Here is a 5,301-nt window from a genome sequence, read left to right on the forward strand (position 1 = left end):
CATGCTATGGCTAATTCCGAGTCAGTTTCTCTATTTTCCTGAATCAGTAACCATTCTGTAAAAATTGACATACATCAACATCGCCAAAACTTAGTTGGCTAAAATAAGACCAACAAACATAAATCAGAGGTGTATTATGAAAAAGGGTGATCATTTAGTTTCATCAAGACTTGGGTATGAACATCACGGTTTATACTTGGGTGGAAAAAGGGTAATACATTATTCCGGATTCGCTGAAGCTTTTGATAAAGGCTCTATCGAGATTACGAGCTTGGAAGATTTTTCTAATGGAAATAGCTGCCGTATCAAAAATCACGTACTACCACTCTTCGACGCGACAGAACGTGTGGAGAGAGCAATGTCTAAACTTGGTGAAGATTCATACAATTTAATTTTTAATAACTGTGAGCACTTTGTCACATGGTGTTTCTACGGCATCAAATCAAGCTCTCAAGTAAATAAAGTTGTATCAAATGCTGCTTTTGCATCAAATGAATTAATGAAAAAGAAAGCTACAGAGGCTGTTCTAACGACTATGGTACAAAAAACGGCTAGCGATGCGATTCATGATACTGTCCAAAAGACAGTTACAACAACAGCGATAAAATCTGCAACATCAACTGCTGCAAGTAGTGCCGCTGGAGTTGCAGCTGCAAGTGCAGTGACAGGTAGTACAGCGGCAACTGTAGCCTCAGCCGTAGCAGCAGGATCTCTTTCTACAGTTGCAGCACCTATTGCCGTAGCTGTTGGTGTTGGATACGGGGTTAAAAAAGCTTTAGATTGGCTCCTCGATTAATCGCATGTAACAAGTGCGTCAAGAAGGGACGCCTTCGGCGCCCCTTACGCAGGCGTTAGCTGCCAAAGTGCAACCAATAATCATTCAAGGGGACATTATGGAAGAAAGTCAAATCGTCTATATCCTTTCCAATCCTGCAATGCCTGGAATTGTGAAAATAGGTAAGACAACACAGGCTGATGTTAAAGCAAGAATGAATCAGCTTTATACTACCGGAGTACCTGTTCCGTTTAACTGTGTTTATGCTATTCAAGTAGATGATTGCTCACAAGTCGAATCTGCATTACATATTGCTTTCGGCCCTTGTAGGATAAACCCAAATAGAGAGTTCTTTAAAATTGATGCGGAACAGGCGATAGCAATTTTAAAACTCTTGGGTAATAGGGATGTAACACCTGAGCTAAATAAGGAGCTAAATAATAATATCTCTCAAGCAGAAATAGACTCCGGAAAGAAACTAAACAAAAGACCAAATCTTAATTTTTCGGAAATGAATATTCCTGACGGTTCAGAACTTATTTATAAAGATGGAACTGTAAGTGTAAAAGTAAGCGGTGATAAAAAAGTAATATTCAATGATCAAGTAATGAGTCTGACTGCTGCAACACGAGAAATTATGGGGATAGATTATTCAGTCCAACCATCGCCGCATTGGACTTTTGAAGGCAAATTACTCCGTGAAATTTACAATGAAATCTATAGTGACGAAGAAAGCAGCTAACAAGTGCGTCGTGCGGACAAGCCGCACACGCAGGCGTTAGGCGTAACAATCAACAAAAAGCAATAAAAAAGGAAAACAAGGATGAAACTATTTCAACTAATATTATTGGCATTTTTAATTTCAGGGTGTGCGACACAGTCTACATCTATTGATCCTACATCAATGGACTTAAGCCATAAACTAAGTGACTTTAAAAATTCAACTCAAAGAGGGTTTAGCCCATATGATTTATATGATCCATCTGGCAAAAATCCTGGACTAACAAAACATGCTGGTTTTAATAGCTATCAAAGATGGTGGTGTGCAAATCCTTCAAATGTTCATGTCTTGGCTAAGTCTTATATTTCTCAATACTGTGAAAACCTTGGAGGAAGCTTTCAAAATAATTGGTGTAAAAAGAATGATGAAGAATCACCATTATTCTTTGCTAAAGTTGGTTTTGGAAACATGATCGACAAATCAATTGGAAAGAAAGATTGCGCTTCAGGAACTCAAATCGGTGTTTTTGCAATAACAAATGAACACTCTATAAAAAATGATCAATGGAACACATGGATAAAAAATAATCTTGACTATAAAACAGATACAGAAAAAGCCTCCATTGCTCTGAATCATGAAAAACAGCAAGCAGTAAAAGCTGCTCAGGAAAAAATTAAAAAAGAACAACAGGCGCAACAAATTCTAGCAAGCGGTATTGGAACAAAAGTGTGTAAGAAGCAAAGAAATCTAACCTTTGTAGGATTTGTAGAGAGTATTGCTAACAATAAAATGAAAGTTACAATAGTTAGTGCGCATGTTAGCAATAACCCAAATATCCAACCAAGTGGCTTTAAACAAACTATTACATGGGATCTTCCTGAAAATTGGTATCCCTGCTACTAACTATATAAAGTTACGCCTAACAAAAAAATCAAGTTCGTTCCGCTGCGACGCAGCTCCACCGGACACCGCCTACGGCGGTGCCGCTTATTTTGGCGTTAAGCGCCTCTGCTCCGAGCAACCTTCAAAATTGGGTTTAAACATGACATAGCAGAAAATCACATTCTCTATTTTTCACGGCGTAGATTCCACAGTAATATTTTGGATTAAAGTAGATATGATGCCTCGTAACGAAGAAACGGGTAGTTTTAAAGAAAGCATTGAACGTCTAATAAAGAAAAAAAGAAGAGAAGAAACAGAAAGTCTACCTGAGCACATAAAGATCAATAAAACACACTTGATCGGATTATTCAAAGACAGAGATGAACAGAGAGTAAAAATTGATTATTTAGAAATAGCCAACCCACTTAGAGCGAAGATCGATGAAATATATAGACTTTGCGACAGTGAAGAAATAATCGAAAACGTAAATGAAATCCTTGACCTACACCCTGAGATTATTGAAGTACTTAAGGAGAAGGACTTTTGCTGGCACATTGACAAACCATACCAATCTATTGAAGGGTTTGAAAATTTAAGATACGTTTATGACAAGGAATTAACTAAACAAGAAAAAGATAAAGAAATAATTGAAGATAAAAAACATTTAAAAAGGATAATACTTGAACGCGATTTACCATATGCCATTGAGTTCTCTTATGACGAAGCACATCGCTCAGATTCATGCCGTGCATATTCACATAGAAAACGTGGATGGGCACACCCACTATTTTCTATAACTAAAGATATTAAAGTTAAAATTGATACTAATTTTGGATATGGCAATTCAAGTTACTTCTATCTGACTCTCTATTTTAAAGACATTGCTATCGCTCCCTATTCCAATTGGGTTGTTTATAGCAATGGATCACTATATGAAATCATACGCCATACATCAAGACACCAACTCGAAGATGAAAGTTGGTTCGATGTCATGACCTATGTAAGAGACGCTGTCAATCTATATAAAGATAATGAACAGGCATTTATCGAAACCTACATCCTTAGTGAATGCGAGCTATTGGTAAATGGACTTAGTGAGATCTTAGAAAACAAAACAAATATCCCCTACTTTGCTCAATTCCATTCTTGCCAAAAAGACAAATACAGAATAGATAACAGCCTATCATTGAATCAATATCGTGGTGAAAAAATAACCGGTGCTATTGATTTAATTACAGGCATCGCATCTTGCAGCACTTTTGTTGACACACAAAAATACATAAAAAAAATCCAAGAGTTCAACATTAAGCTTAAACCAGAATTGGAGTGCGAGATCGAACGCCTAGAGAAAGAGCTCCCAGAAGCTACCAGACTTTTGGATGAGGCAGAACATGCCTATCAAAAAAGTGAAAATCAACTAAAACCAACAATGAAAATACTAATGCGTATTTTTAGCATTGGTAGACATCTACAACGCAAAAAATCTGGCAATAATCAAAACCTTTTGGAACTTTTCCATAAAAAATACCCAGAGCATACCAAGCTCGCAGAGTTACACAATGAGAACACCATAGACAGAAACAAGAAGGCCCGTTATAAAAAAGAACTCATCAACTTTATCAGTGAGTTCAATGGTTACAAAAACAAAATCGATAAAATAACAACCGAGGAAGAAAAAATTTATAGCGGCTCAGCGGCATAAAATATCTATTAACCCCTGCAAACAACCCCAAAAAAGCGCTTAACAAGTAAATCAAAAGGACTGCCTACGGCAGCCCCTTATTTAGGCGTTATGCGCCAAAAGGAGAGTACAGTGATAATTGAAAATTTTGATAAAGATAATGTAGAAAATTGTACGTTTTGTGGAGAGAGGAAGGCTGATGCTGCCTGGTTAGCCTCAGAGGATCAAGTTTACTGTTGTAAATATTGTGCAACAATGTATCTTCCGCAGCTTATGGCTGATGCTATTGTAGGAGGAACAACCTTGGATTCAATCCGAAAATCCAAAGGAGCAACAATTGAGATAAGCCATGAAGATAAAATCCTGAAGAGATTTCATAGTGCATTTTCTAGCGCATTGATTCAGAAATTAAGAAAAACTGAATCAGATCAGTAAATCTTTGAAGAACAACTAATTCAAAGTTAATATAGAGTTTTCATCAATGTCAAACGAAGATGTATCAAAGGTAAAATCACAATTGGAGCGGTTTATACAACAACTTGATAATGTGATTGAGCTTGCATCCTGTAAATACCCGAATAAAGCAGAGGTAAAAAATGCTTATGGTGTTGTCAAAACAAAATTAATGTATGAGCGTGATAAATCCAATAAATTGAAAACAGAGAGAGAAGCCACAGCAATAGAACTTGCTTTCTACTATCCAGCAGTTTGTGAAGCTGTTTCAGTACTACCCGTAGCAATTGGTGGTAAAATTGACGAAAAATTCATAGCAACTCTATACGACGCACAAGGTCAAATTGAGTACTATCTCAGCAACCTGCAAAGCGCATAACAAAAAATTCCAGCGGACACTCGCTCCGCTCGTGCCGCTGAATTTGGCGTTAAACTGCGTTGGTGAAATATTATTATTTCCCAAAACATCGGGATTAAATTTCAGCATTTTTTAGTGCGGTGCATCTGGCGTGAAAGTCCGCTAATTTTTCCACGTGCAATGCCAGCTTCAAATTCAACGCTGTTCGCTGTTTCAGTAAAGCTGGCAATTGGCCTTGCGCTTTTTCCTCCGTGCAACGCCAGTATTCACATTGTGCCAGTCAGCTTCGCGTCGCCGGCTTTCTCCGTGCATAGTCCAGGCATTTCGGCGCTGTGGTGTTTCAAACTCAGTGCCAAACTAAAAATTTATCAGGGTTGCAAGGGCAGTTTAACAAGGCGCTGGTGTGGGACGCCTGCGGCGCCCCACAGCTT

6 protein-coding genes are annotated in these 5,301 nt (G+C 37.9%); all 6 read left to right on the plus strand.

All coding sequences use genetic code 11. From position 1 onward, the window contains the following. Window positions 1-136 precede the first annotated feature (136 nt). Window positions 137-796 (plus strand): lecithin retinol acyltransferase family protein, encoded by a 660-nt coding sequence (locus AC27K1_RS21435; protein ID WP_487152833.1) that lies wholly within the window; start codon window positions 137-139, stop codon window positions 794-796. A gap of 97 nt (window positions 797-893) precedes the next feature. Next, complete coding sequence (locus AC27K1_RS21440; RefSeq protein WP_487152834.1) at window positions 894-1,517, plus strand: GIY-YIG nuclease family protein; 624 nt, start codon at window positions 894-896, stop codon at window positions 1,515-1,517. Between the two features lie 81 nt (window positions 1,518-1,598). Continuing rightward, window positions 1,599-2,399, plus strand: a complete 801-nt coding sequence (locus AC27K1_RS21445) for a hypothetical protein (RefSeq protein WP_487152835.1) — start codon at window positions 1,599-1,601, stop codon at window positions 2,397-2,399. A gap of 214 nt (window positions 2,400-2,613) precedes the next feature. Then, window positions 2,614-4,080, plus strand: a complete 1,467-nt coding sequence (locus AC27K1_RS21450) for a hypothetical protein (RefSeq protein ID WP_487152836.1) — start codon at window positions 2,614-2,616, stop codon at window positions 4,078-4,080. A gap of 111 nt (window positions 4,081-4,191) precedes the next feature. Further along, a complete protein-coding gene (locus AC27K1_RS21455) occupies window positions 4,192-4,494 on the plus strand; it encodes a hypothetical protein (protein WP_487152837.1) in 303 nt (100 codons plus the stop codon). Window positions 4,495-4,540: 46 nt separating this feature from the next. Next, window positions 4,541-4,891: a hypothetical protein gene (locus AC27K1_RS21460; protein WP_487152838.1), complete on the plus strand. Its 351-nt coding sequence runs from the start codon at window positions 4,541-4,543 to the stop codon at window positions 4,889-4,891. The last annotated feature ends 410 nt before the right edge of the window (window positions 4,892-5,301 follow it).

Source organism: Kistimonas ophiarachnellae, assembly GCF_057552235.1.